We start from the raw sequence: 26631 nt of genomic DNA, 5'->3' as shown, positions 1-26631 counted from the left end.
GGGCGAAGGTCCTACGTTGGGAACGGGCTCCGCATGCCGGACACCTGCCAGGATAGAGGTTGCATGACCATGAGACTGTGCTTTCCCAACGCGCTGGGCCTGCTGGCCGCGATCGGCGCGACCCTCTATACGATCTCGTCGGCGGCGTACGAACTCGACGCGCAACTGGATTGCAGCTCCAACGCGCATAGCTTTATTGCTTCGCTGCAAAGCGACCAGTTCATCGAAGCGGAACCGATGCATGTGGAAGCGAACTCCGTCAACGCGTTTCGCCCCACGCGCGGCAGCGAGCTGACCGCCTTCGGCTTCCGGGTCTATGCGGTGCTCGGCTACGACCAGAACGACCAGCTATTTCACAAGGGCAGCGGCCAGGCCATGACGGGGTCGTTGTACGGCGTCGTGGTGTTCGGCGCGAGCGATTCGGTCAAGGTGCATCTGCATGATGCCGGCAGCGCGGCGGCGGTGCATGATGTCCTGCCGCTGGTGATGACGGCGGTGGTGTGCAAGAGCAATTGAGCCGGGCCCGGCCGACGAGCCGACAGGCAAGAGGGTCAAGTCCGGGTCAAGTCCGGGTTACGTCGCGGCACGCCAGACCGATTCAGCTCCGCTCGCGCAGCACGTCCGCCAGCGCATCTTTCACGTCGCTGATCACGCCTTGCCAGTTCCCGTCTGAATCGCGCGGACGGAACAGATACATATCCTTGGGGTACCACGGCGACTGCGTGCCTGTGCGGTGCCAGCGCCAGTCGACGCCCCGGCGCGGCAGCATCAGCCAGCAGGCCACGCCTAGCGCGCCGGCCAGGTGAGCGATGGCGGTGTCGACGCAGATCACCAGATTGAGCTGCGCGACAATCGCGGCGGTGTCGCCGAAGTCGCCAATCTCCTCACCCACGCACAGCGCCGGCTGCCGCGCCGCACATGCCCGCGCCTCGGCCTCGGCGCCACCCACCTGCAAGCTGACGAAACGCACGCCGGGCACTGACCACAGTGGCAGCAACTCGGAGAAATGACGCAGCGAGCGCTCGGCGTCGTTGTCGTGTGCGGGGTTGCCCTTCCAGACGAGCCCGACGCGGATGCCGTCGCCCGCCAGCCGCGCACGCCACTTCTCGAGGCGCTGGGTGAACACGCCGACATAGGGAATCGCCGCGGGGATGGACTCCAGCGTCGTGCCGAAGCGGCCCGGCAGGCTCAGCAGCGAGTCCCAGTAATCGTGCGCGTGCAGCGCTTGCGGGTCGGTGATCAGCGCGTCGATGCCGTGCACGGTCCGTAGCAGCGGCGCCAGCGCCGGTTTGCAAACCACCGAGAGCTTCGCCAGGCCGCGTGCCTTCAGCAGGCTCGCATAGCGGACAAACTGAATGGTGTCGCCATAACCCTGCTCGGGCAGCAGCAGGAGCGTCTTGCCCTGCAGATCCTCGCCGCGCCATTGCGGAAACGGCAGGGCGCCATGCTCGCGGAATACCTGCGAACGGGCTTCGTAATGCGGCCAGGCTTGGGCATAACGGCCCGCGGCGAGCAGCATCAGTCCATAGTTGAAGCGCACTTCCGGGTCGTCGGGCTGCAGTTCGAGCGCGCGGCGATACTCGGTCTCGGCTTCCTCATAGCGCCGCAGGCCTTCGAGCGTGTCCGCCAGGTTCGCGCGGATCTGCGCGGCGTCCGGCAGCGCCTCGAGCGCGCGCCGGTAGTGATCCACGGCCTCCGGCAAGCGGCCCGACTTGCGCAGCAGATTGGCGAGGTTGTTGTGAGCCACGCCCTGGTGATCGCCGGTTTCGAGCGCGGCGCGGTACAGGCTTTCGGCAGAGGCGAAGTCGCCCTTTTGCTGGGCGTCGAGTGCCGCATCGACAAGCTGAAGGCCGGCACCGGACGTGCGGCGTTGCGGAGGCTGCTGGTTCATGCGACAGGTGGTTGGCGCTCGAAGGCGGCAAGCGGTGTCTTTCAGATGGAACGTTCGGCACTTCTTCATGGCCGCGTGGCGGCTATTTCAAGGCCTTTTCAAGACCACAGCGAGGCCCGCGTGCCGTACCAAGGCAACTCGCGCCATTTTACTGCTGCGCCTACCATCGGCACACCAACACGCAAGGTTCTGAAACTATCGGCGCACACGATATATTGGATGCTAAATAACGATTTTTCATTTGCATATAACCGACTTAGGATGCACGGGTACGCTGCCGCGGCCCTACCGCAGTGCGTCAGCGTGGCAATAGCGGGCGTCACGCGGTTCATGCAGCCGGCAAGACCCAAGGAGGTATCGATGGAACACCATCCGCGCACGCAAAACGAAAAACTCGAGGTCAAAACCACCACGTGCTACATGTGCGCCTGCCGCTGCGGCATCCGCGTGCATCTGCGCGACGGCGAAGTGCGCTATATCGATGGCAACCCCGAGCATCCGCTCAATCAGGGCGTGATCTGCGCGAAGGGCTCGTCGGGCATCATGAAGCAGTACTCGCCCGCGCGCCTGACGCAGCCGCTGATGCGCAAAGCGGGCGCCGAGCGCGGCAGCGCACAGTTCGAACCGGTCTCGTGGGAGGTGGCGTTTGCGACGCTCGAAAAGCGCCTCGCCCATCTGCGCGCCACCGATCCGAAAAAGTTTGCCCTCTTCACCGGCCGCGACCAGATGCAGGCGCTCACCGGCCTGTTCGCCAGGCAGTTCGGCACGCCCAATTACGCGGCCCACGGCGGTTTCTGCTCGGCCAATATGGCGGCCGGGATGATCTATACGATCGGCGGCTCGTTCTGGGAGTTCGGCGGCCCCGATCTCGACAACGCGAAGCTGTTCTTCATGATCGGCACCGCCGAGGACCATCACTCCAATCCGCTGAAAATCGCGCTCTCGAAGTTCAAGCGCGCGGGCGGCCGCTTTATCGCCATCAACCCGATCCGCACTGGCTACGCGGCGATTGCCGACGAATGGGTGCCGATCCGCCCCGGCACCGACGGCGCACTGTTCATGGCGCTGATTCACGAACTGCTCGCAACCGGCGCTTACGACCGCGAGTTCGTCACACGCTATACGAACGCGGCCGAACTGCTCGACATGAACGCTGCCAGCGACGCGTTTGGGCTGTTCGTGCGCGAGCCGGGTCTGCCCGAGGTCAATCCGCTGTTTCCGCAAAACCACCTGTGGTGGGATCTGAAGACCCAACGCGCGGTTCGGCATCACACGCCGGGCGCGCAGCCCGCTCTCGAGGGCAATTACACGCTCGACGACGGCACGCCCGTGGCGCCGTCGTTCGCCTTGCTGCGTGAACGCGTGGCGGACACCACACCGGAATGGGCGTCGGATATCACCGGCATTCCCGCGGAGGTGATCCGCCGCCTCGCGCGCGAAATGGCGCAGACGGCACGCGATCACAAGATCAGCTTGCCAATCCCGTGGACCGACGCGTGGGGCGAAACGCACGAGACCGTGACCGGCAATCCGATTGCTTTTCACGCAATGCGCGGCCTCGCGGCTCATTCAAACGGCTTTCAGTCGATCCGCGCACTGGCGGTGCTGATGTCGCTGCTCGGCACGATCGACCGGCCCGGCGGCTTTCGCCACAAGTCACCGTATCCGCGCGCAGTGCCGCCCTCGGCCAAACCGCCGAACACCCCCGATGCGGTGCAGCCGAACACACCGCTCGCCAATGGGCCGCTCGGCTGGCCGGCTGCGCCCGAGGACCTGTTTATCGACGGCGCCGGCGAGCCGGTGCGGATCGACAAGGCGTTCTCATGGGAATACCCGCTGGCCGTGCACGGCCTGATGCATAGCGTGATCACCAACGCGTGGCGCGGCGATCCTTACCCGATCGACACGCTGCTGATTTTCATGGCCAACATGGCGTGGAACTCGTCGATGAACACGGTCGAAGTGCGCAAGATGCTCGCGGACAAGCACGAGAACGGCGAATACAAGATCCCGTTCCTGGTGGTCTGCGACGCCTTTCAGTCGGAGATGACCGCGTTCGCCGACCTGATCCTGCCCGACACGACCTACCTGGAGCGCCACGATGCGATGTCGGTGCTCGACCGGCCGATCTCGGAGTTCGACGGCCCGGTGGATTCCGTGCGCGTGCCGGTAGTGCCGCCCACCGGCGAGTGCAAGCCGTTCCAGGAAGTGCTGATCGAACTGGCGAGCCGCCTGAAGCTGCCCGCCTTCACCACCAAAGAGGGCACGCGCAAGTTCCGCGACTATCCGGACTTCATCGTCAACTTCCAGACTGCACCGGATTCCGGCGTGGGGTTCCTGATCGGCTGGCGCGGCAAGGACGGCGACAAGGCGCTGGTGGGCGAGCCGAACCCGAACCAATGGGAACAGTATGCGAGCCACAACTGTGTGTTTCATTACACCTTGCCGGAAACGCTGCAATACATGCGCGGCGTGAATGGCCCGTATCTGAAGTGGTCGGTCGAGAACGGCTTTCGCAAGTTCGACACGCCGATCGTGATCCAGCTCTACTCGGATGTGATGCAGAAATTCCGCCTCGCCGCGCAAGGCAAAACGGCGGGACGGCAACCGCCTGAGCATCTGCGTGCACGCGTCGAGCGTTACTTCGATCCGCTGCCGTTCTGGTACGAGCCGCTCGAGCTCGCCGCCACGGATCGCGCGCGTTTTCCGCTGGCCGCCGTCACGCAAAGGCCGATGGCGATGTACCACTCGTGGGACTCGCAAAACGCCTGGCTGCGGCAGATCCATGGCGAGAACTACCTGTTCATGAATCCATTGATGGCGCGCGAGCAGGGCATCGGCGACGGCGGCTGGATCTACGTCGAATCGCCGTGGGGCAAGGTGCGCTGCATGGCGCGTTACAGCGAGGCGGTGGAGCCGGGCACGGTATGGACCTGGAACGCGATCGGCAAGGCCGCGGGCGCCTGGAATCTCGGAGCGGACGCCAACGAATCGCAGCGCGGCTTCCTGCTCAATCACCTGATCACCGACGAGTTGCCCGGCGCCACGCCAGGCGAGACCCGTATGTCGAACTCCGATCCGATCACCGGGCAGGCGGCCTGGTACGACGTGCGGGTGCGCGTCTATCCAGCCGAAGCCGACGCGGATCACACCTTGCCGCAATTCGCCCCGATGCAACCGTTGCCGGGATCGACGGGCGCACCCCAGGCCGGGTTGGCCCGCCGCATCGTGCAAACCTACTTCGCCGGCCGCGGCGAGTTCGCGGCGCGCCTGCGTGGCGCCGGCAAGCAAAAATGATGAGGAACCTGCAATGACCCAGATGGCGCTCGTAATCGATCTGAACGTCTGCGTGGGGTGCCATGCCTGCGTGACGAGCTGCAAGGAATGGAACACGTCGGGCGAGGCCGGCAGCCTGGCCGACCTGCGTCCCTACGACGCCGATCCATCCGGCACGTTCTTCAACCGCGTGCAGACCTTCGAAGCCGGCGAGTTTCCGCTCACCGATACAATCCACTTTCCCAAGTCGTGCCTGCACTGCGAAGACCCGCCGTGCGTGCCGGTCTGTCCGACCGGTGCGAGCTATAAGCGCAAGGAAGACGGGCTCGTGCTGGTGGACTTCGACAAATGCATCGGCTGCAAATACTGCGCATGGGCTTGTCCCTACGGCGCACGCGAGCTCGACGAAGAGCGCCAGGAGATGACCAAGTGCACGCTGTGCGCGGATCGCATCCATAACGAGGCGTTGCCTGAGCGCGATCGCAAGCCGGCCTGCGTGCTGGCCTGCCCGACTTCGGCGCGGCTTTTCGGCGACATTCACGATCCGGAGTCGGTGGTGTCGCAGGCGATCCGCGAGCGCGGCGGCTATCAATTGATGCCGGAGTGGGAGACCAGGCCCGCCAATCACTATCTGCCGCGCCAGAAAACCACGGGCTGCGGTGGCGAGGCCTGCTCATGCAAGTCGCAGAGCGGCGCCGAGGCTTTGGTTGCGGACACCACGAGCGCGCCTCGCGCGCGTGCTGATGTCGATGCTCCGCTTACGCAAGGACAGTCGCGCGCCGAGCGGCGCGGACCCGTCGCCGGCATGTTCGAGCGCGTCTTCAATATCCTGAGTCTGGGGAGGGGCGCATGAAGCCCGCATTTTCCGTCGTGTTTCTGACCACGCTGAGCGGCGCGGGGCAGGGACTGCTGATCGCGCTATTCGGCGTTGAACTGGCCGTGCGGCTTGGGCTGGTTACGGCCGGCGCTGTGCCGCCGCAGATGTTCTTTGTGCTCGGTGCGGCGCTCTCGGTCGTGCTGGGTGGCCTTGGACTGCTGGCTTCGTTTTTCCATCTCGGCCATCCCGAGCGCGCCTGGCGGGCCATTGCGATGTGGCGGACATCATGGCTGTCGCGCGAATGCCTTGCTTTGCCGGTGTTTCTGGGCTGTGCTTTTGCGTATGGCGTAGCGCACTGGCTCGGCTCATCGTGGTCTCTCGGGATTGGCGCTTTGGGTGTGCTCGCCAGCCTCGTGCTGTTCGTGTGTACTTCGATGATTTATGCGTGCCTGCGTTTTCTGCAGGAATGGGCCACGCCGCTGACGATGGTCAATTTCGTGCTGCTCGGTTGCGCGTCGGGCTTCACGATCGCGACCGCCTGCGCCGCCTGGTTTGCGCCGGGGCTGGTGGCCGGATTGGCTGTCTGGGCGGGTGCGTTGACGCTGGCGGGTGGCGCGAGCCGTGTGGCATCGCTGCTGCGCAATGCTCGCCTGCGGCCTAAATCGACCGTGCAGAGCGCGACCGGCATCAAGGCGGCGAAACTGGAGCAGAAGTCGCGCGGGTTTACGGCCGGTGCATTCAATCTGCGCGAGTTCTTTCACGGCAAGACGCCACAGGCGCTGCGCCGGATCAAGTGGACTTTTCTGGTTGCTGCGTTTGCTGTGCCGGTGGTGTTGATCGCGTTGGGTGGCAGTGTGGCGTCTTTGGCAGCCTCGTTCTGGCTGCTGTGTGCGGCGTGTACCGTGCAGTACGCAGGGCTGGTTGCTGAGCGCTGGTTCTTCTTCGCGGAAGCACGGCATCCGCAGAATCTTTATTATGGGCAGGCTGCCTGAGGGCGCTTGGCAGTGCGGCTCTCAGGCAGTTTCGTTCCCGCTGCCGGCGGCAGGCGTTAACGCCTGCCGCCGACGCGGACACCCATCATTCAGCGTGTGACGCCGCAACCGCAGGAACCGCCGCACCCGACCCACCCGACGCCGCCGCGGCCGGTTGCGCAGCGGCCGCCCGCGGCGGCGCATCCTTCACATAGCGATCAAACCACCGCTGCATCTCATACGCGAGCTGCTCATTCGATTCAAGCGCCGAGTACCAGTGCGGCTCATGCGGCAGCATCACCAGCCGGGTCGTGCCGCCGTTGCCGCGCAGTGCTTCGTATAGCAGCGTCGCCTGCAGCGGGGTCGTGCCTGGATTCGCGTCGTCCATGCCGTGCACGATCAGGAGCGGCGTCTTCAACTGGTCGGCGTAGAAGAACGGCGACACCTTCAGATAGACATCCTCGGCTTGCCACACCGAGCGCCGCTCGTTCTGGAAGCCGAACGGCGTGAGCGTCTTGTTGTAGGAGCCGCTCGTCGCCACGCCGGCGCGGAACAGGTTGGAATGCGCCAGCAGATTGGCCGTCATCAGCGCGCCATGACTGTGACCGGTCACGCCGATGCGCTCCGGATCGACGACGCCGAGCCGCACCGCCTCATCGACCGCAGCCTTGGCGTCGGCCACGAGCTGCTCATTGTAGGTGTCGTAGGCATGCTTCGGATCGCCGATGATCGGGAACGAGACGTTGTCGATGATCGCGTAGCCGGCCAGCAGCATCAGCCGGTAGTTCTTCAGGCGCGTGAAGGTCTGCTCGGAACCGCTTACCTGGCCAGCCGTCGCCGCATCGGCGTAGTCGAGCGGGTAGGCGTACAGGATCGCCGGTACCCGCGTGCCTTCCTGATAGCCGGGCGGCGTGTAGAGCGTGAACGACAGGTCGACGCCGTCGGCGCGCTTGTATTTCACCAGACGCTTCTTGATCTGGCGCACCACCGGCGTCGGATCGATCAGATGCGTGATGGCGGTCTCGCTCGATGCATAGCGGGCCTCACCCTCGGGCGCGTCGACCGGGGCGCCGAGCGTGCGCTCGAACAGGTTCGGCGGATCGGCCGGTGTCTGGTGCCACGTCAGGAACGACTGCGTGCCCTCGCCGGTGAATGCCACGAAGAACTCATAAGCCGTCTTGTCGCTGCGGAACAGGCGCTCGGTCTTCAGGGTCGCGAGGTCGAGGCGGTCGAGGAACGGCCGGCTGCCGGCCGGCGAGGCGCCTTCGCCGGCGAGGAAAATTGCACCGTTGTCGATACGGATCACCCGGAAGCCGTTCGGCTGCATGCGGGTGACCGGCGTGCCGGGGTCCGCGTATTGTTCGTCGCTCGACATGTCCCACAGCACCCGCTGCGTGAGTTGCGCGGCATCGACATCGACGAGGAAGGTGCGTTGCCAGTGGCGGTTGTGGTCGTACTCGCTAAGCAGCGCGAGATCGGGCTGCGAAGTCCATCCGAAGCCCGCAAAGCGCTGGTGCAGGCGCGTCACTTCACGCGGCGCGCTGTCGAACGGCGCCTTGAGCATCATCACCTTGTCGCGCTCCGGCACGTCGACGTTCCAGTCGCCCTGGTCCAGTGCTTCCGCCCACACGAGCGTGGCCGGGTCGGTTGGCCGCCATGAGAAGTTGCGCGGCCCGAGCGGCACGCCACCAACCGGCACCCGGTCGGCCAGCGGGCGCGACACGATCCGGTGCGTGGCGATGTGCGTGCGGTTCGCGATGTCCCACACCGTGTAATCGTGCGGGAAGCGCTCGGCGGTCGTGACGTAGGAATACGGCCGCTGGATCGTCGACACCAGCACGTGCCGGCCGTCCGGCGCCGGTGCGATGCCGTCGAACAGCGCGGGTGTCCCGAGCGGCGTGACAGCGGCCGTGCGTGTGTCGACCAGGGCGAGCTGCGAGGCGCCGTAGTAGTCGAACAGCGCTTCGTCCTGCACGTTCCTGAGCGTATCGCGCGCCTCGTAAGTGCTGCTTTGGCCACGCTTGCCGTCGGACTCCTGGATGCTCGGGCCGACCGATGCCTCGGTGGCTACCGGCGGCGGGCCGCTGTGCGCGGGAACCAGCTTGACGAGCAGGGAGGTCTGGTTGGGCATCCAGTTCAGCTCGTCGGCGAACATCGGGTTCAACTGCACACCCGGAATGCGGCGGACCGCGCCCGTTTCGCCATCGCCGACCCACAGTTCGACCGAATGCGCGGTCACGTTTTCGAAGGCGAAGCGCTTGCCGTCGGCGTTCCAGCGCGGACGGGTTGCGCAGACACCGGCCGGCAGCGCGACCGGCAGCGTGGCGCCGCCCGCGAACCGCGTCAGCTCGAAGCGGGTTGCACACGCCGGGATGCCATAACCGCCGGGCGTGTCGTGCCGGCTACGGTTGGCAGGTTCGATGCGCACGCCCGCGAGAGCCAGGAACGGCGTCGCGACCCGCGCAATGGACGGATATTCCTGCCAGGTGACCAGCAGCGCCCGGTCCGCGCTCGGGCTCACGACCGGCGCCGGCTGCGGCGGTGCCAGTATCACATCGAGGATCGCTTTGGACGGCTGGTTGTAACCCGAAGCGGCGGACTGCGCCACGGCGGGCGCCGGCGCCGCCGTGGTGGTCGGCTGGGCGAGTGCGGCTTGAGCGGTGATCGACAGGACGAACGCGGCAATGGCGAGAGGGGATGTGACGGAGTGAGAGGTCATCGTCGGCGTGGCTGGTTTTGCGGAAATGAAGTCGTCAGATGAAGCACAACGCGCAGTATTGCATGCGGCGGGCGCCGGGCCTCGGGCACGTATGTCAAATCTTCGCCCGGCGCGGCAAACCGGTTTGGTAAGATCCGCCTTTATATCCGTGCGATCCCGTCATGCTGGCACTCAAGCTCACGCTTGTCCCCGTGTTCCTGTTGGTCGTGTCCATGTCGGGCAAGTGGTGGGGGCCATCCGTTGCAGGCTGGCTCGCCGGGCTGCCGGTGGTGGCGGGGCCGATTCTCTATCTGCTGGTGCTGGCCCACGGGCCGCAATTCGGCGCGCATGCCGCCACGCTCTCGCTTTCGGCGATTCTCGCCTCCGAAGCCTTCAATTTTGCCTATGCCTGGACTTGCCGCGCCCGCGCGTGGCCCATCGCGCTTGCGGCGGCGCTTGCTGCCTGGCTGGCCGCGGCGTGCGCGCTGTCGTTCCTGCCCGCTTCGCCGCTCTGGGCGCTCGGCGCGGCGCTGGCGGCGGTGCTGTTCGGGCAATCCTTCCTGCCGCGCAGCACGGCTGTCGCTGCCGGCGCAACGTTGAGCCCCACTGACCTCATCAGCAGCATGCTCGCGGGGATGGCGCTCACGCTCTTGGTGACCTCGCTGTCCGGCTGGGCCGGCGCGAGCTGGAGCGGCTTGCTCGCGGTGTTTCCGTTGCTCGGCAGTGTGCTGTCCGTGTCGTCGCATCGCGCTCATGGCGCCGACTTCGTCATTGCATTGCTGCGCGGCATGGTGCTCGGGCGGTTTTCATTCGCGGCGTTCTGCCTGTTGCTGGCGTTTGTACTGCCGCATCAGGCGCCGCTCGTTGCGTTTCTGGAAGCGGCCGCACTGGCTATCTGCGTGCAGGGCTGCACCCGGCGTCTGGCGAGCGCAAGCCGTGCGCAGGCCGTGGCGCGGGACGCCGTGGCGGCTGAGTAAGCACGTCACCGCGCCATTGCAGGTTCGACCCTGGCCTACTCGAGCCGCGCGAAGCGCACGGCTCGGGTAGGGCGATAGCACCCATGTCGGAGACTCACACCGGGCAGTTCAGCATCCACTGCACGCCGAACCGGTCCGTCAGCTTGCCGTAGAACGTCCCCCAAGGTTGCAGGCCGAGCGCGGTGGTAATAATGCCTCCCGCCGCGAGTTGGCCAAACAGCGTCTCCGTCTGCGCCGGGCTGTCCATCGTCAGGATGTGGGCGGACCCACGCATGGGCTCCGCGTCGTCGTTATCGGACGCATAAAACAGCACGCCCGGTCCCTCGAACCTGGCGTGCATGACCCGCCCGCGCATGGCTTCGTTGCGCACCGGCATGCCCGCTTCGCCGTGACGCATCAGTTCAGTCACGCGCCCCAGACCGCATTGCGTGTAGAAGCTGAGCGCCGGCTCGCAGTCCGTCGTGAAGAACAGATAGTTGGAAAGCTGCATGATACGGAATCCTAATCAGATGATTTGCACGGGTTCAGGCAAAGGATGACAGGAATCAGCTTGGGTGGGTCACAAGACGCTCAATTGCCGCGGAGACACGGTTCAAGCCCCGCTCACGACCGCCTTGCTTGCTCGGGATAGCCGTGGGCTACATGCATCCGTTCCTGCGCAGCCAGCAGCGGCTCGAAGAATTCCGCTCGCTGCGGTGTGCCTCCCGCGACCTGATTGATCTCGCGAATGCCAATGGTCTGGCCGCTTGCGCCCCAGTTGCCATCCGGCACTTCGTGGATCAGCACCCAGTCGCCGCCGCGCTGCGGAAACGTGCCGTCAACGTCGAGCGTCTCGGCCACGATCGCATTGATCCGCGCATGCAGGGCGCTCTTGTCCACCTGCGAGGCGGCGCCATACGGGTAGACCACGTCGAACAGGAAGCGGCCGCCCTTCGGTGGATCGAGATCGGGCTTGCCACCGACGAACCACTGCGTTTTCGGATCCACTTCGTCGAACAGCACATAGGCTACGGCGCGGCCGGCAGGGGTGTCGGCGCCGACCTCTGCAACCAGGATCGCCGCGGTGAGCTGTTCGGCGAGCTGGGCCTTCTGGGCGGTGGTAAAGGCGCCGCGCTGGTGGGTGATACGTAGCAAAGGCATACGATTCTCCTCGGGATATGCGCCGGCAATTGCCAGCGCTTCCCCGGTAAATTATATTGGGATCGTAATTTAATCAAGAATTATGTGACGATCGTCATGTAAAAGGAGAGCTGGCATGGCGCGCTATGCGCAAGGGCATAAGGAAGAGAGCCGCGCCCGGCTGGTGGATGCGCTCGGGCGGGGCTTTCGCAAGCAGGGTTATGGCGGCAGCGGCGTGGACGGTCTTGCGCGCGAGGCGGGTGTGACGCACGGGGCGTTTTACGGGCATTTCCGCTCCAAGGCGGAGGCTTTCGCCGCCGCGGTGGCGCAGGGCCTGCAGGATTTGCGGCAGGCCGTGGAAAGCTTGCGCGCCGAGCATGGCAAGAACTGGCTGGGGGTATTTGCCGCGTTCTACATGGGTTACAAGCGGACCTGCGAACTGGGCGACGCCTGCACCTTGCCGAGTCTGTCGGCGGAGATCGAGCGGTCGGATCTGGCGGCGCGTACGGCCTACGAGGGCGAGTTGCAGCGCGTCATGGCGGCGGTCGCGGCGGGTTTGCCGGAGGGCACCCAGGCCGAGCGCGAGGCGAGGGCCTGGGTATTGCTGTCGTTGCTGGCGGGCGGCGTGACGCTGGCGCGAGCCGTGCCGAGCGAGGCGACCGGAGAACAGATCGCCGCGGCGGTTCAGCAGGCGGTGAAGCTGTTGGGCGGCGTGGCCGAATGAGCGGGTTCGAGCAAGGCGCTCATTTCAGCCCATCGATCCCCGGTCGTGCAAGATGCATCACGTCGTAGACTTCGCCACCGCGAGCGGGATCGGCGGGCGCCGACGAAAGCGTAAACCGGATCAGGCGCCAGGCCGACAAATCGAGCGCCGCCCAGACCGCAACGGTGTCGGCCCGTGCGGCTATCTCGCGGTTGGCTTCGATCTCCCGCGCCTGCAATGCCGCGCGATCCTCAGTGGCCTTTAGCGCGCGCTCGTCCCGGTAGAGCGAGACCGCGTTGCTCGCGTGTCCACGCCGCGCATCGAGCGGCAACCAGGTTTCGATCTGCGGCCGGCCAAATGAATCGATCACCGCCTGGAAACGCTCACCCATCAGAAAGCGAACCGTCGCATCCGAATCGGACCACAGATATACCGATGCGTAGAGATTGCCTGCTGCGCCATTGCGGTTGCGCTCCTGCACGGCAAACACCTTGCAGACGAGGCCCTGCGTGTCATCCCACAGTGGGCCGCGCTGGGCCACGCGCTGACGGATGATCTGCATATCGTAGTCGGCGGGCAGCCGGTGTGAATATTGCATCGCGAACATGTCGTGCTCCGTAGTCTGAAGGAACCGTTCGCAGTGTGCACCGATGCGGGCCTTCAGTGAAGACCCGCATCGCGATAGCTGTGATAAGGGAAGTAAATCGCCGGCGCGCAGTCAGCGCACCGCCGCGTGCTGGGGCATCGTGCCCGGCCGCATGGCTTACTGGCTCGACTGCGCCGATCCGTTCGTGGACGGACCGTAGCCGTCGGTGCCTTGCGTCTGCTTGCGGGCCGCTATGCGCGCTTCGGCGGCCTGGATATCCGCGGGATAGTTGTAATCGTTGGTTGCGCCGGGATTGTAGCCGGCCTGTTCGACCTCGACCAGTTGTTCGCGGACCTGCGCGCGTGTGAGGGGTTCGTTGGCCGACTGCGCGAACGCGGCAAGCGGCGCGGCGAGCAAAGATAATGCGGCGACAGCATAGGCTAGTTTTTTCATTGTGTGCTCCCTGCAGGATTCGATGATGGGCCACTGACGCCGGTGCAGCGCCAGACGCGGCACGACAGGCCCGTGTGGCTACATTTTAGTAACGCGGCGTGCCTGTCTTTGCACGGGTTTGCACAACTCAGTATTGCGCCGGACGTGGGGATGAAGGCGGTGGCGTTCGCGCCGGCTGGCGGGTGTTAAAACAGCTCTTTTTGCCCCGTCATCAACGCAGAAAAGTCGTCACCGAGAAACGGCAGGATCGCATCGGCGACCGGCTGTAGCTGGCGTGTCAGGTAGTGGTCGTAGTCGATCGCCGCGCGTTGCGTCTCAAGCGGTTCGGGGCCGGCCACGGTCATCACATAGGTAATCCAGCCGCCGTTCTGATACTGCAGGGGGCGGCCTTGCTGCAGGTTGAATTCGTCGGCCATGCGTGCCGCCCGCGCGTGCGGCGGCACGTTGCGTTGATAGTCGTCCAGATTGCGGCGCAAGCGTCGCCGGTACACCAGCAAGTCGTCGAACTCGCCCTTCACCGTGCGCTCCACATAGTCGCGCACATAGTCCTGATATGGCTGCTGCTTGAAGATGCGCAGATAGAGTTCGCGCTGGAACTGCTGCGCGAGCGGGGTCCAGTCGGTGCGCACCGTCTCCAGGCCTTTGAAGATCATCTCGTCGCTGCCGTCCGGCCTGGTCACCAGTCCGGCGTAACGCTTCTTGCTGCCTTGCTCGGCGCCGCGAACGGTAGGCATGAGAAAGCGCCGGTAATGCGTCTCGAACTGCAATTCGAGCGCGCTCGCGAGGCCGAAGGTCTGCTGCAGGTGTTCGCGCCACCATTCATTCACGTATTTGACGAGCGCGCGGCCGATATGCGTGGCCTGTTCCTCGGAACGGGCCCGCTTTAACCAGACGAAAGTGGAGTCGGTGTCGCCGTAAATGACCTGATAGCCGCGGGCCTCGATCAGCTCGCGGGTACGGTGCATGATCTCGTGGCCGCGCATCGTAATGGAGGAGGCGAGCCGCGGGTCGAAGAAGCGGCAGCCGCTCGAACCGAGCACGCCGTAAAACGAGTTCATGATGATCTTCAACGCCTGCGATAGCGGCTTGTTCTGTTGCCGCTTGGCGGCCTCGCGCGCCTGCCAGACCTGTCCGACGATAGCGGGCAGGCTATGCTTGTTGCGCGAGAAATGTGCGCCGCGAAAACCGGCGACCGAGGCGCTCTCGTCCGGATTGCGTATTCCCTCGACAAGCCCCACCGGGTCGATCAGAAACGTGCGGATGATGGAGGGGTAGAGGCTCTTGTAGTCGAGCACCAGCACCGAATCGTAGAGACCCGGCTGGGAATCCATCACGAAGCCGCCGGGGCTCGCTTCTCCCGCCGTATCGCCGAGATTCGGCGCGACATAGCCCTGACGGTGCATGAGCGGCATGTACAGATGCGTAAATGCCGCCACCGAGCCGCCGCTGCGATCCGCGGCGAGCCCGGTCACGGTGGCGCGCTCCAGCAGGAAGTTGAGCAACTCGGTTTTAGCGAAAATCCGCGTAACCAGTTCGCAGTCCTTGAGGTTGTAGCGGGCCAGTGCCGGCTTGTCCTCGGCGAAGCGCCGGTCAATTTCCGCCATGCGCTGATAAGGATTGTCGATCGATTTGCCTTCGCCGAGCAGTTCCTGGGCGACATATTCGAGGCTGAAGCTCGGGAAGCTCCAGGTGGCGGAGCGCAGGGCCTCGATGCCGTCGATAATCAGGCGGCCCGCCGCAGCCGCGAAGAAATGGTTCTGATTACCGCCGTGCTCACGCCACTCCATCACGTCGCCGCCGCGGCCGAGCCGCAACGGTGTCTGATAGCGCTGCGAATGCTCCTGCAGCACGCGCAAATCGAACTGCACCAGGTTCCAGCCGATCACCGCGTCGGGATCGTGCCGCGCCATCCAGCCATTGAGCTTTTCCAGCAGCAGGGCGCGCGTGTCGCAATACTCGAGCTCGAAATCGAGGCCGCCGGCGTCGCCGTTCGGCGGTCCGAGCATATACACCTGACGCTGCCCGCAGCCCTCCAGCGCGATCGAGTACAGCTCGCCGTGCGCGGTGGTTTCAATATCGAGCGAGACGAGTTTCAAGGCCGGGCGATACGCCGTTTCGGGTTTCATCTCCCCGTTGAGCCAGTGCCCCGCGCCGGCAGCCTCGCCGCCGAACACCACCGGCGCGGTGATGAAGCGCTCCATCAGGTAGCGCTCGGGCGGGCGGATATCCGCTTCGTAGACGTCCACACCGAAGTCTTTCAGCAGTTTTTCGAGCTTCAGCAACTGACGGTATTGGCGGCAATACAGGCCGAGGACGGGGCGCTGCTGAAAATCGGTCAGTGCGAGCGGGCGCAGTTCGACCTGGCGTTCGTTGCGCAGCACCCATTCGGCCTGCTGGTGCTGCTCGGCCGGGATGAACGCGACCGAGGTCTGGGGCGGCAGGCGCACGTGTTGCGGGCCGCTCTCGGTCGCCAGCCAGAAGTCGACTTCCGTGCCAGCCGGCGTGTCCCGCCAATGTCGGGTCAGAAGAAAACCCTGCTGTTGTTGAACCACTGCAACCCTTTATGAACCCGTTATCTACCCGTTTAGAGACTATTTTACTTGCCAATCGCCCCCAAGCCGCTCCCCGCAGGCATGCCAGGCGGGGCCGGCGCGCCCCCGCCGGCGGCCCCGAGGGTAAGGAAACGTAGTGTGTAAATGTCGGCAAACCCTTGCCTGGCGTGCCTTCTGCGGCGAGGGTGCGGTAACATGGCGGTTCCCGGCGCCCGTCCGGACGGCGTCCAGACGCCCGGAACGGGGGGCCGCGCCTGGTACCGCGTCTGGCACCGCGCTGGGAACTGAGCCGCCCGCGGGCCTGTCGTAGCCTGCAACGAGGGTGTCCAGCCGGGCACTCGCGGTGCCGCGGGTTTGCGTAGAAGCGCCCGGATGAGGTAGGGTGGCGGGTCTGGCGCTGTTTGAAGGCGCCGGTTCTATCAATACAGAAAGGGATGTGCAATGAACAAGCAGGAACTGATTGACGCAGTTGCGGCAGCGACGGGCGAAAGCAAGACGGCCACCGGCAAGTCGATCGATGCGATCATCGAAGCGGTGACGAACGCGGTGTCTCAAGGAGAAACCGTTCAGCTGATCGGCTTCGGAGCGTTCTCGACCGGCGCCCGCGCTGCGCGCGTCGGCCGTAACCCGTCAACCGGCGCGGAAATCCAGATCGCTGCGGCCAAGACGGTGAAGTTTACCGCCGGCAAGGCGTTCAAGGACGCGGTCAACGCTTCCTGATCGTTGCGTCGATCTCCGCGCGGCCGCCACCCCTCAGGGAGGCGCTGCGCGGTGCTTACGGGCTCGTAGCGTGCCGGCTGGCCGGCGCGGCGAGCCCGTTTCCGATGTGTTTCAATCCTCCGGCAGTCTCCCCTCGGTCCTCCCTCAGTCTCCAGTGAGCGCCACCTGATTCTTGCCGTCGCGCTTCGCCTTGTACAACGCCAGGTCCGCGGCTTCGATAAGCGAAGTCATCGGCGCTTCGCCGGTCGGAATGACCGAGGCTCCGCCGATACTGATGGTCACGAATTGTCCCGTTGACGAATTGGCGTGCGGCACTTGCAGCGACTCCACCTCGCTGCGGATTTTTTCGGCCAGCGTGCGCACGCCCTGCAGTTGCGTGCCGGGCAATACCACCGCGAATTCCTCTCCACCGAAGCGCGCAGCCAGGTCGCCCGGCCGTCCCAGGCACCGTTCCACTGTCGCGGCAATCTGCTTGAGCACTTCGTCGCCCGCCACGTGGCCGTAGGTGTCGTTGTAAAGCTTGAAATTGTCGACGTCGATCATCAACAGCGACATTTCCGCGCGGTCGCGCGTGCCGCGGCGCCACTCGGCGCTGAGATACTCGTCGAGATAGCGCCGGTTCGAGAGGCCGGTCAGGCCGTCCGAATGGGTCAGCCGGCGCAGCTCCAGATTGGCCTCCATCAGTTGCTGCTGCGACTGGCGCAGCGCGCGGTAGGCTTCGTCGCGCTGCAGCAGGCTGACATACGAGCGCGAGTGGTAGCGCAGCCGTGCCACCAGTTCGATGCGGTCGGGCAGCTTGACGAGGTAATCGTTCGCCCCGGCGGCAAAAGCCGCGCTTTTGATCACCGGCTCCTCCTTGGTGGACAGCACGATGATCGGCACGTCGCGGATAGCCGGCGTCGCGCGGTACGCCTTGACGAGCGTCAGCCCGTCGATGCCGGGCATCACCAGATCCTGCAGGATGACCGTCGGCCGGGTCTGAACGGCGGCCTTCATCGCTTCGTCGGCGCGCGCGCAGTAGTGGAAGTCGATGCCGTCTTCGCCCGCCAGCGCCTGGCGCACCGCCTCCGCGACAATCGCCTGGTCGTCCACCAGCAGGACCATGACCGGCTGTTCGGCCGGCAGCGGAACCTGCAGCGCCGCCCGGGCCGCTTCGAGCGTGGCGTCGGCGCCGTCTTTTGCAATGGGCGTCGTGGCTCGCTGGTCAGGCGAGCCGGTTTGATCATTTGCCATATCTGTTACCTGTTCCGGAAACCCGTGTCACGCGTGTCGTGCCATTCATTCTATTCATCCCATTCTCATCGTTTGACGTTCGCCGTCAATTCCGCCGCAATGCTGCCAAGCGGTAGGATCCGGCGCGCCGCGTCGAGTGCGGCAGCGGCCTTCGGCATGCCGTAGACCGCGCAACTGGCCTCGTCCTGGGCGATCGTCAGGTAGCTCTTCGCGCGCATCGCCTTGAGTCCGATGGCGCCGTCGCGGCCCATGCCGGTGAGCAGCACGCCGATGGCCTCGCCGCGCCAGTGCTCGACCACGCTATGAAAAAACACGTCGACAGAGGGGCGGTAGGGTGTCGCGGACGGCTCGCCGGTGTAGCCGAGCGTGCCGTTGCGGGTCAGTTGCAGATGGTCGTTGGTCGCGGCCAGCAGGGCTTCGCCGCGGGTGGGCTGGTCGCCGTGAACGGCGACACGCACTTTCAGCGGGCTCTGGCCGTCGAGCCATTGGGCCATGCCCTCGGCAAACGCCTTGTCGACGTGCTGCACGATCACGATGGCGCCGGGGAAATCGGCCGGCAGCTTGCCGAGCAGCGCCGCGAGGGCGCTGGGGCCGCCGGCGGAGGCGCCGATCGCGATCAGCGTGGGTGCGCCGCGCGAGGTGCTCGCGCCTGGCCGCGGCGCGGCCGTGACGACCGGCTTGTCGAGCAGGCGGCCGATCTGGTCGATCTTGGCGAGCAACGGCTGGGCGGCGTCGGCGAGGCGAATGTCGGCGAGCGTCGGGGTGTCGACCGCATCGAGCGCGCCTGCGCCCATCGCTTCGTAGACCCGCCACGCGTTGGCGCCGACGCTGCTCGTCACAACGAGAATCGCGCAGGGCGCCTGCGCCATGATGCGGCGTGTCGCCTCGACGCCGTCGAACTTCGGCATGATCAGGTCCATCAGCACCACGTCGGGCGGCTGCGCGAGACAGAAGTCCACCGCCTGGGCGCCGTCGGTGGCAACCCATAGCACGCGATGCTCGGGCCGCAAGGCGATCGCGCGGCGCATGGCTTCCACCGCAAGCGGCAAGTCGTTGACGATGCCGATGTTCATGTATGGGCTTCTCCGATCAGGTCGTGCACCGCATCGAGCAGCGCTTCGTCGTGGAAGCTGCCCTTGGCAAGATAATAATCGGCACCGGCTTCGAGTCCCCGGCGGCGATCTTCGTCGCGATCCTTATACGAAACGATCATCACCGGCACGGATTTGAGCAGTGCGTCGCGCTTGATCAGCGTGACCAGTTCGATGCCGTCCATGCGCGGCATGTCGATGTCGGTGACCACCAGGTCGTAGTGCGTGTTGCGTAGCGCATTCCAGCCGTCCATGCCGTCCACCGCGACGGTGACCGTATAGCCGCGCTTCTCCAGCAGCTTGCGTTCGAGTTCGCGCACCGTCAGCGAATCTTCCACCACCAGCACGTGCTTGCGGGTGCGTGCGGCGACGCCGTGCGCGCGCTGCACCTTGTCGAGCTGGCCGCCGCGCACGAGCTTGTCGACCGAGCGTAGCAGGTCTTCGACATCGACGATCAGCACCGCCTCGCCATTTTCCATCAACGCGCCGGCGGCAATGTCCTTGATCTTGCCGAGGCGGCTGTCTAGCGGCTGGACCACCAGCGTGCGCTCGCCGAGAAAGCGGTCGACGGCGACGCCGTAGGTGCCGCGCTCGTCGCCGATCACGACCACCGCGACATTGGCGCGCGTCTCGTCCGGCGCATCGGTGCCGAGCAACTGGTGCGCGGTGACGAGGCCGACGGGCCGGTTGTCGAAGGAGAAATGCTGCTGCCCCTCGAGCATGTCGATGCCGCCACGGGCCAGTTCCAGCGTGCGGCGTACATGAGCCAGCGGGAACGCATAGGCCTCGCCGCCGACCTCGACCAGCAGGCTGCGGATCACCGAGAGCGTGAGCGGCAACTGCAGCACGAAGCGCGTGCCATGGCCGGGTTCCGTGACGATGCGCACGGTGCCGCGTACCGCCTTGACCATCTCATGCACGGCATCGAGTCCGACGCCGCGGCCTGAAACGTCGGTCACATGAGCGCGCATCGAGAAGCCCGGCAGCAGCAGAAAATCGAGCAGTTCCTGATCCGAGAGGCGCGCCGCGGTTTCCCAGTCCGCCAGTTGGCGGCGCACGATTGCGTCGCGCAGGGCGTCGAGGTCGACCCCGGAGCCGTCGTCGCTGACGCTGATCAGCAACTTGCCGGCGCTATGGCGGGCTTCCAGCGTCAGCGTGGCTTCGGCGGACTTGCCGCGGGCGAGACGCACCTCGGGCGCTTCCACGCCGTGGTCGAGTGCGTTGCGCAGCAGATGGCCAAGCGGCGCATCGAGCATGTCGAGGATGTCGCGGTCGATCTGGGTGGATTCGCCCACAATCGAAAAGCGCACGCGCTTGCCGAGCGAGCGCGCAAGGTCGCGCACGATGCGCGGATACGCGTGGGTCGCGTCGCCGAACGGACGCATGCGGCATTGCAGCGCCTCGTCGTAGAGCTGCTGTGCGAGATGGCTGCTGCGGCGATCGAACCGGTCGAGCTCGTCGATGCGCGTGGCGAGCAGATGCTGCATGGTGCCGAGCGTTTGCCGCACGGCGTCGAGCGCGGCGAGCGCCTGCGGTTCGAGGCGTTCGGCGAGCGTTTCGTAACAGGTGTCGAGCGCGCGTGCCGCGTCGCGGTGGGTGCGCTTGACGCGCAGCAACGATTCGGCAAACGGTTTGAGCCAGCGCGATTCGACCAGCGACTCGCCCGACAGGCTCAGCAGCCGGTCGAGATTGTCGGCGCGCACGCGCAGCATGCGCTCCGGATCGCGGGCGCCGTGCAGATTTTGCGCAGCGCTGAAGCCGGCGACGGGCGGGGCCGTCGACGGGGCCGGCGTAAGCGGCGGCTCTGCCGCCGGTGCTCCGCCGGCCGGAAATTCGCTGGCGGGTTCTTCCATGGCGGGCGCTGTCGCGGCAGGGCTGGCCGACAGCTTGGCCGCGTCGGCGCCGAGGATGGCGAGCGCGGCGCGCATGGTCGCGTCGTCGTCCGGGTTCGCCGATGGGTCTGCGAATGGGTTGGCGAATGGGTTGGCGAATGAGTTTGCGAATGAGTTTGCGAATGGGTTTGCGGCTGGCTCCGCCAGCGCATTCGCGGCGAGCAGGGCGCTCCAATCCTGCCCGGCTCCGGCGTGTTCGGACCCGCCAGGCGCAGCGCCAGGCACGGCGCTGAAGGCCGCAAGGCGCGCCACGAACGCGTCGACTTCGGCCCGCGTGAGCGCACCCGCCGGGTCCGCCTCGCCGGCGCGCAACAGCAGGTCGACCCCGCGCAGCAGCTCGTCGATATGGGCAGCCGAGAGCTGCAACGCGCCGCGTTGCGCTGCCACGAAGCACTCTTCCATCAGATGCGCGATGTCCACGCCATCCTGCAGGCCGATGATGCGCGCCGCGCCCTTCAGCGAGTGCGCGGCGCGCATGCACGCCTCCAGTTGCGCCGCGTCGCTCGGCGCATGTTCGAGCGCGAGCAAGCCGCCGGAGAGCACGCGTGTTTGCGTCTGCGCCTCCTCGCGGAACAGGTCGAGTAATGAACGGCGGCTCAGATCGTCGTCGAGACTCATCGCAAACTCCGGGCGAGCGATTCGAACACGCGGTCGGTGTCGAGCAGGCCGACGGTGCGCTCGCGCCAGACCAGCACACCGCGCGCATGCGAGGCGCTGGTGTGCGCCAGGGTGGTCGGCACCGGCAGCAGCGCGTCGGCGGCAAAGCGCACCACGCCTTCGACCTCGTCGACGGGGAAGGCGACCGCCTCGCCGCGGTGTGCGGCCACCAGCATGCGCGCGTAACTGTTGCGCGCCGCGTATTTGCCGCCGGCCGTGCGATCCAGATGCAGCAGCTCGCCGAGCGACGCAGCCACAGTCAGGGCGCCGCGGATATTGACGAGCCCGAGCACGATGCGATTGCGCCGGTGCGGCAAGGAGTGAATCGGGCGAATGTTATCCACCTGGCGCAGCGCGGCGGCCGGCAGGGCGAGCCATTCTTCGGCAATCCGAAACACCAGCGCAGCGTGGCTGGCGGTCGAGTCGTCTGGGACCGCGGACGTCTCCAGCCCGGGGCTCACCTTCCCGCGCAACAGATCCGGTGGCGTCGTTTGAGCGGATTCAGCCGCCGATTCGGCGAGATCCGCGTCGCTGAACGGACGATCGAGCAGCCGCGCTGCCGCCTGGGCGAACACCGGGCAGTTCAGGCAACGGAAATGCTCGACCAGCTTCGGGCACGACTTGTCGCCGCGCGTGCCAATGCGATTCCAGCAATCGTCGACGAAGGCGATCACGCCTGCCGTCTCAATGGCGCCGTGAGCCATGCGCGCCTCGTGGTGAGTTCAGGGGCGCGTCGTCAGGCGGCGCGGCTTTTGCGGCGGCACGCTGCGCGCGCCGCATGAGTTGCTGTGCCCCGGCGCTGTCGCCGGTTACTTCGAGCAGCGCCGCCAGATGCGTGAGCGCTTCGTAGTGCCCGGGCTCGAGGTAGAGCGTCTTGCGGTAATAGTCGCTGGCGTCGGCGCTGTGGCTTTGGGCGTCGGCGATCAGGCCGAGCAGGTAAAACGCCTCGGCGTGCGGCCCGTTCACGATGGCGAACTCTTGTGCTACACGCTCCGCCTTGTCGAACTGGCCGGCGTCGGCGAGCCGGCGCGCCTCCTCCAGCGACACCGTTGGCGTAGGCGAGAGGACCGGCGTCGCGCGGCTGTGGGCAGACGCGGTCTTTGGCGTGCGCGGCGCAGCACGGGCCGGTTTCAGGGTTGGCGGGTTGGCGGCGGGCTCCCCCGCGGGCAAAACGGCGTTTGACGCTTGCATGAACGGCAGTGGCAGCGTTTTGCCGAAAGCATCGTTGCCCGCTATGTCGACCGTGCCGTCCATGCCGCCAGGCGCTGCGCCTGCCGCGTAGCCTGCTGCATAGCCCGCCGCCGCACCAGGATTCGCGGCCTTGCCGAACAGCGTGAAGCGCGGCTGCGCCGCCTCGTCGGGCGGCATGCGCTGAAATGCGAATGCCAGCGGGATACGCGCCGAACTCAGGGTATGGCGCATCATCAAGCCGGTTTCGGCAGGTCCGACGAAGATCGTGCCGCCGTCAGCCAGCCGCCCATCGAGCAGATGGATGGCGCGATCCTGGGCGTCGCGGTGAAAATAGATCAGCACGTTGCGGCAAAAAATAAAATCATAGCGTGCGCCGGCGCTGGACGACGGCTCGAACAGATTCGCCTGCGCAAAGCGCACGGCTTGCCGGATGCGTTCGTTGAGCACCCATCCTCCGTCGCCTGGGGTGAAATGGCGGTCGCGGAACGCGTATTCGCCGCCACGAAACGAATTGCGTCCGTAGACGGCCTGCTGCGCCAGCTCAATCGCGCGGGCGCTGATGTCGAGCGCGTCGATCGTAAAGCGCTCCGCTCCGATTCCCGCGTCGAACAGCGCCATGGCCATCGAATACGGCTCCTCGCCGCTCGAGCACGGCACGCTCAGCACGCGCAGCACGCGCGACGGATCGCGCACCAGCTTTTCATTGGCGAGCCGCGCGAGCGCGACAAACGCCTCGCGGTCACGGAAGAACCAGGTTTCGGGCACCACCAGCACTTCGACGAGCGCGAGGCGTTCATCCGGCGAGCTGTTGAGCAATTGCCAGTAGGCGTCCACCGCGCCGTGCGCGAGACCCGCAGCGGAGCCGGCCGGCTGCGTGACGCGCACGCGCTCCAGGATGGCGCGCTCCAGCGCGTTGATGCCGAGCGAGGACGCGTCGATCCCGGTCTCTTGCGAGAGCCAGGCTTCGAAGCATGGGTCGGTGGCATTCATGGGGCGCGTCGGATAGCTATGCGGGTTGTGGTTCAGGAACTCGCTCGGGTTGCAGTTCAGGGCGCTCGTCACAGCGACGCCAACGGTTGTGGCGCAGCGGCGGGCGGAAACAGCAGGGCCTTCACATCCTCGCCAAGCATCTCCTGCACATCGACCCATTGCACGAGGCCCATGCCGTCGTTCGCGACCGGGCCGAGCCAGCGCGCGTGCGGCGTGGCGAGGCCGCTATCCGCGAAACGCTCGCGTTCGATGCGCCGCGTCTGCGTGGCGCGTTCGACGATCAGCCCAAGCAGACGCGGCACCGCCTGTCCCTGCGTTTCGTCGCTGCCATCGTGCGCGGCGCGGGGCTGCGCCTCCAGCGCACGGTACTGGACCAGCACGAGGCGGGTGGAACGAAGCTGGCGGGCAGGGCGCCCGAGCGCGAGTTGCGACACGTCGATCACCGGCACCGGTTCGCCGTGCCGCTCGAACATTCCGGCCACCCATGCGGGCGCGCCGGGAACCGACTTGGTGGGGGCGAGCGCCAGCACCTCGGCAATCCCGGCCGCATCGAGCGCGTAGCGGTCGCCGTCCAGATCGAACAGGAGGAAGAGCATCGCGATGGCCCGTGTTTAGCGTGAGATGGACGAGGCGTGCACGGCGTACAAGGCGTCTGTCACGCGTCGATCTTGAAGCGCGACACCCCGGTGCGCAACTGGTTGGCGACCAGCGTCAGGTCGTCGATCGCCTGCGACGACTGACGCAGCGACTCCGCCGTTTGCTGCGCGGCCTCGGACAGTTGCGACAACGCCTGGGTGATCTGCTCCGCGCTGGTGGCCTGGGTCTGCATGCCTTCGTTGACCAGCTGGAAGCGCGGCGCGAGCGTCTGCACTTCGTTGATGATCTGCGAGAGCTGGCCGCCCACCAGTTGCACGTCGCGCATGCCGCGGCGCACTTCCTCGGAGAACTTGTCCATGCCCATCACGCCGGCTGAAACGGCCGACTGGATTTCCTTGACCGTCTGCTCGATATCGTAGGTCGCCACTGCGGTCTGGTCGGCAAGCCGGCGGATTTCCGTGGCGACAACGGCGAACCCGCGCCCGTATTCGCCGGCCTTTTCGGCCTCGATGGCGGCGTTCAGCGACAGCAGGTTGGTCTGATCGGCCACTTTGGTGATGGTTGCCACCACCTGATTGATATTGACAGCCTTCTCGTTGAGGATCGACAGCTTGGCGTTAACCGAGCCGGCTGCTTCCATCACGCTGCGCATGGTGTCTTCCATGCGCGTCAGGCCGCTTTGGCTCGCGCCCGCGAGCGTCGCCGACTGCTCCGCTACGTCGGCCACTTCATTCATCGTGCGCAGCAGGTCGCGCGAGGTCGCAAAGATTTCGCGGGATGTCGCGCCGATCTCGGTCGTGGTTGCGGCCGTTTCGCTTGCCGTGGCCTGCTGTTCCTTGGAGGTGGCGGCGATCTCGGTGACCGAGGTCGTGACCTGCAGCGACGACTTCTGCGCCTGTGAAACGAGGCTCGTCAGTTCTTCGGCCATGCGGTTGAAACCGTTCTCCAGCGTGCCGAACTCGTCGCTGCGGCGCAGGTTCAGACGCTGCGCCAGATTGCCGGTGCGCATGATGTCGAGCACTTCGACGAGCCGCGCCATCGGCACCGTGACTGCGCGGAACAGCGCATAGCCGGTCATGAGCGCGACCAGCAGCACGATACCCAGGGCGGTGGCAAGCGTGATTTCGGTGCCGGTGACCGAGCTGCGGATCAGCTCGGCCGAGTCGTCGGCCTGGGTGTGGTTTTCGGCGACGAGGACGTTGGCGGCGCGAATCACGTTGTTCCATGTGGGCGTCAGGCGGATGAAATCCGCCTGGGCGGTCGTCCGCGAGGTGCGGGCATGGGTCACCGCCTCGTTGAAAAGCTGGATGTACTGGTCGTAGGCGGCCTTGAAGCTGTTGAAGTGCTCGCGGTCGTCTTCGCGAAAGACCGTGCCCTGGTAGTCGGCGGTGGCCTTGTCGAAGTGGCGCAGGACGTCGGGAACGAGGTCGAGGTCGTGCATCATGCTGGGCTCGTCCGTATCGACGAAGATGGCCCGTTCGAGCGTGACATAGCTTTCGTTCGAGGCCGCGCGCAGCGCCGTGGCGTAGTACAGGCCCGGCACGGAGTCGCGGCGCAGGCTGAGCGCCTCGTCGTCGATGGAGCGCAGACGCGTATAGGAAATCACGGCCATCACGACCATGAGCAGGAATAGCGCGCCGAAGCTGAGTACGATGCGCGCGCCAAGGGTGAGCCTGCCGCTGCTGAGCAAGCCCGACAGATTTGCGTTGCTTGCGCGTGGCGTGACGGTGGCCATGTTCGATGCCTCTCTGACGGATTGATACGCGGGCGCCGCGCGGAACGCACGGATTCGCCCGATTCGGCCAAGCATGTTCGGCCAAGCATATGACGCTACACCGGTGGCGGGAAGGGCCATCGGATGAATAGTGGGGGTAAATTGTGCCAGATTAGGCTACCGGGCGGGCAGGCCGGCGGGCGGTGGGCCGGACGGACGCATTTCCGCGGCTTCACCCGCTGTGGCGGCAGTGCCCGTTCAGGCGAATCTTCTTGCGCCACATTACTGATCGGAAATGACAAGGTAATCATTGCATGCGGGATTACCCGGGTATCGGAATTTAAAACCGATTATTCAGAAAGAATAAAATCCGTGTGATTATCAATTGTAAAGCGTGCGGTTATTCAAAGCGAATGATTATTTTACGTATGTAAAATCTTTATTGACGTCTTGTCAGCTAAGGCAATTCGGCTAAGATTCGCATTACAAAAAATTACAAGCTT

The 26631-nt window shown here is 65.6% G+C and carries 21 protein-coding genes; 7 read left to right on the top strand and 14 right to left on the bottom strand.

Annotated features, from left to right (window positions below):
• Nucleotides 1–63 precede the first annotated feature (63 nt).
• Nucleotides 64–516, top strand: coding sequence for a hypothetical protein (locus FFS45_RS09240; protein WP_249362734.1), 453 nt, complete (start codon nt 64–66; stop codon nt 514–516).
• An 82-nt stretch (nt 517–598) separates the two neighbouring features.
• Here FFS45_RS09240 and FFS45_RS09235 read toward each other — a convergent pair whose 3' ends face one another.
• A complete protein-coding gene (locus FFS45_RS09235; protein WP_171029614.1) occupies nt 599–1891 on the bottom strand; it encodes a tetratricopeptide repeat protein in 1293 nt (430 codons plus the stop codon).
• 360 nt (nt 1892–2251) lie between these two features.
• Between FFS45_RS09235 and FFS45_RS09230 the strand changes: the two genes are divergently transcribed.
• The 3 genes from FFS45_RS09230 to FFS45_RS09220 are packed head-to-tail and all read left to right on the top strand — an operon-like array spanning nt 2252 to nt 6976.
• Complete coding sequence (locus FFS45_RS09230; protein ID WP_137954317.1) at nt 2252–5188, top strand: molybdopterin oxidoreductase family protein; 2937 nt, start codon at nt 2252–2254, stop codon at nt 5186–5188.
• A 13-nt stretch (nt 5189–5201) separates the two neighbouring features.
• On the top strand, nt 5202–6020 hold the full coding sequence (locus tag FFS45_RS09225; protein ID WP_249362733.1) for a 4Fe-4S dicluster domain-containing protein: 819 nt from the start codon (nt 5202–5204) through the stop codon (nt 6018–6020).
• Nucleotides 6017–6976 carry a DmsC/YnfH family molybdoenzyme membrane anchor subunit gene (locus FFS45_RS09220; RefSeq protein ID WP_137954316.1) on the top strand — a complete coding sequence of 320 codons (960 nt, stop codon included), beginning with the start codon at nt 6017–6019 and terminating at the stop codon, nt 6974–6976. The genes FFS45_RS09225 and FFS45_RS09220 overlap by 4 nt, the downstream gene beginning before the upstream one ends.
• 85 nt (nt 6977–7061) lie before the next feature.
• Here FFS45_RS09220 and FFS45_RS09215 read toward each other — a convergent pair whose 3' ends face one another.
• A complete protein-coding gene (locus FFS45_RS09215; protein ID WP_137954315.1) occupies nt 7062–9674 on the bottom strand; it encodes a prolyl oligopeptidase family serine peptidase in 2613 nt (870 codons plus the stop codon).
• A 161-nt stretch (nt 9675–9835) separates the two neighbouring features.
• Here FFS45_RS09215 and FFS45_RS09210 point away from each other — a divergent pair, with 161 nt between their 5' ends.
• Nucleotides 9836–10630 (top strand): hypothetical protein, encoded by a 795-nt coding sequence (locus FFS45_RS09210; protein WP_137954314.1) that lies wholly within the window; start codon nt 9836–9838, stop codon nt 10628–10630.
• Between the two features lie 94 nt (nt 10631–10724).
• Here the strand turns inward: FFS45_RS09210 and FFS45_RS09205 are convergent, their stop codons facing one another.
• Both FFS45_RS09205 and FFS45_RS09200 read right to left on the bottom strand, forming a co-directional pair.
• On the bottom strand, nt 10725–11120 hold the full coding sequence (locus FFS45_RS09205) for a glyoxalase/bleomycin resistance/extradiol dioxygenase family protein (RefSeq protein ID WP_137954313.1): 396 nt from the start codon (nt 11118–11120) through the stop codon (nt 10725–10727).
• Between the two features lie 113 nt (nt 11121–11233).
• Nucleotides 11234–11770 (bottom strand): tautomerase family protein, encoded by a 537-nt coding sequence (locus FFS45_RS09200; protein ID WP_137954312.1) that lies wholly within the window; start codon nt 11768–11770, stop codon nt 11234–11236.
• Nucleotides 11771–11885: 115 nt separating this feature from the next.
• Between FFS45_RS09200 and FFS45_RS09195 the strand changes: the two genes are divergently transcribed.
• Entirely contained in the window at nt 11886–12473 is a 588-nt protein-coding gene (locus FFS45_RS09195; RefSeq protein ID WP_137954311.1) for a TetR/AcrR family transcriptional regulator, read from the top strand.
• 19 nt (nt 12474–12492) lie between these two features.
• Here FFS45_RS09195 and FFS45_RS09190 read toward each other — a convergent pair whose 3' ends face one another.
• From FFS45_RS09190 to FFS45_RS09180, 3 genes are all read right to left on the bottom strand, one after another.
• Nucleotides 12493–13059, bottom strand: a complete 567-nt coding sequence (locus FFS45_RS09190; RefSeq protein ID WP_137954310.1) for a DUF4865 family protein — start codon at nt 13057–13059, stop codon at nt 12493–12495.
• A 156-nt stretch (nt 13060–13215) separates the two neighbouring features.
• Nucleotides 13216–13491, bottom strand: coding sequence for a DUF4148 domain-containing protein (locus tag FFS45_RS09185; protein WP_137954309.1), 276 nt, complete (start codon nt 13489–13491; stop codon nt 13216–13218).
• Between the two features lie 185 nt (nt 13492–13676).
• On the bottom strand, nt 13677–16043 hold the full coding sequence (locus tag FFS45_RS09180) for a DNA polymerase II (RefSeq protein ID WP_137954308.1): 2367 nt from the start codon (nt 16041–16043) through the stop codon (nt 13677–13679).
• 441 nt (nt 16044–16484) lie between these two features.
• Between FFS45_RS09180 and FFS45_RS09175 the strand changes: the two genes are divergently transcribed.
• Nucleotides 16485–16763, top strand: coding sequence for an HU family DNA-binding protein (locus FFS45_RS09175; protein ID WP_137954307.1), 279 nt, complete (start codon nt 16485–16487; stop codon nt 16761–16763).
• A gap of 144 nt (nt 16764–16907) precedes the next feature.
• On the opposite strand, the gene FFS45_RS09170 is transcribed toward FFS45_RS09175, so the two are convergent.
• From FFS45_RS09170 to FFS45_RS09140, 7 genes are all read right to left on the bottom strand, one after another.
• Complete coding sequence (locus FFS45_RS09170; protein WP_137954306.1) at nt 16908–17996, bottom strand: PleD family two-component system response regulator; 1089 nt, start codon at nt 17994–17996, stop codon at nt 16908–16910.
• Between the two features lie 65 nt (nt 17997–18061).
• Nucleotides 18062–19069, bottom strand: coding sequence for a chemotaxis response regulator protein-glutamate methylesterase (locus FFS45_RS09165; protein ID WP_137954305.1), 1008 nt, complete (start codon nt 19067–19069; stop codon nt 18062–18064).
• Nucleotides 19066–21597: a hybrid sensor histidine kinase/response regulator gene (locus tag FFS45_RS09160; protein ID WP_137954304.1), complete on the bottom strand. Its 2532-nt coding sequence runs from the start codon at nt 21595–21597 to the stop codon at nt 19066–19068. Before FFS45_RS09160 ends, FFS45_RS09165 begins: the two co-directional genes overlap by 4 nt.
• Nucleotides 21594–22340: a chemotaxis protein CheW gene (locus FFS45_RS09155; protein ID WP_137954303.1), complete on the bottom strand. Its 747-nt coding sequence runs from the start codon at nt 22338–22340 to the stop codon at nt 21594–21596. The genes FFS45_RS09160 and FFS45_RS09155 overlap by 4 nt, the downstream gene beginning before the upstream one ends.
• The gene (locus tag FFS45_RS09150; protein WP_137954361.1) at nt 22321–23817 is read right to left on the bottom strand and encodes a protein-glutamate O-methyltransferase CheR; all 1497 of its coding nucleotides are present in this window, start codon (nt 23815–23817) and stop codon (nt 22321–22323) included. The genes FFS45_RS09155 and FFS45_RS09150 overlap by 20 nt, the downstream gene beginning before the upstream one ends.
• Before the next feature lie 68 nt (nt 23818–23885).
• Nucleotides 23886–24413 carry a chemotaxis protein CheW gene (locus tag FFS45_RS09145; protein WP_137954302.1) on the bottom strand — a complete coding sequence of 176 codons (528 nt, stop codon included), beginning with the start codon at nt 24411–24413 and terminating at the stop codon, nt 23886–23888.
• A 59-nt stretch (nt 24414–24472) separates the two neighbouring features.
• Complete coding sequence (locus tag FFS45_RS09140; RefSeq protein WP_137954301.1) at nt 24473–26149, bottom strand: methyl-accepting chemotaxis protein; 1677 nt, start codon at nt 26147–26149, stop codon at nt 24473–24475.
• Between the last annotated feature and the right edge of the window lie 482 nt (nt 26150–26631).

Origin of the sequence: Burkholderia sp. 4M9327F10 (assembly GCF_005503145.1) — a bacterium.
Taxonomy (GTDB): Bacteria; Pseudomonadota; Gammaproteobacteria; order Burkholderiales; family Burkholderiaceae; genus Paraburkholderia.
Note: the sequence above shows the minus strand (reverse complement) of the source record. Positions and strands in the feature narration are given on the sequence as shown.